The 781-nt window shown below is 58.5% G+C and carries 1 pseudogene; it reads right to left on the reverse strand.

Annotation, left to right across the window (positions count from 1 at the left end):
* Positions 1 to 781: pseudogene (locus tag B5F88_RS21680) on the reverse strand (suppressor of fused domain protein); the annotation flags it as partial.

The raw sequence follows: 781 nt of genomic DNA on the forward strand, positions 1-781 counted from the left end.
CCCCAGGCATCCATCCTTGTGACGGTGAAGAAGTCGGTTTCGGCGGGAGAGGGATTTCTGGCGTCAAGATAGCGGTCGGAATAGAGGTAGACCAGATCCACCTCCCGGTTCGGCAGCCACTTGGCCCGGCGCGCACGCGGTTTGCCATTTTTCAGAGTCTTTTCTCTTGGGTTCTCAAACCACGCTAGTTCCTTGAGCTTCAGACCGGTGAAGGTATCCATAAGCCGCTGGGCAATCTCCCGGTGGGTAAATACTCCGCAGTCCCAGGAGCCCATCAGCCATGTCTTTATATGCCGGCTCAAGCCGACAGTGACCAGAGTGTAGTAGTCATGCTCCGGCCGGGGCGGGATGACGGCGATCTCCAGCGGGTGAGCCGGGTCGCTGCTGTCCGTGAGGAGCTGGGTATAGATGCCGAACTGCTGGTCGATATGTACTTTCACATGGCCGAGGATGTCATCATCGGCAGGGGGAATGGTCTCCCGCCGGATGATCTCCTCCCGCTCATTCCAATCCAGTTCCAAGGAATTTCCCTCCTCCAGACATTCCTCACAGTCCCGCACCAGCTTTTGGGCATCCGGGTCATCCGGGGCCAGAGCCAGCCAGCGTTTTGCGTACTCGTAGGCGGTGGCTGCGGAGCTGTATGCCATCAGGCAGGAGTAGCCCATCCGAGCATTCCAGTAGGGATCGTTCTCACCCTGGGTGCGAACGGACTCCAGTAGATCAATGGCGTGCCGGAGAAGATCTCCATCTACTTCAGCGTTCTCGCCAAGGGCACCGTGGT

The organism is Flavonifractor sp. An306 (genome assembly GCF_002159455.1).
Lineage (GTDB): Bacteria > Bacillota > Clostridia > Oscillospirales > Oscillospiraceae > Flavonifractor.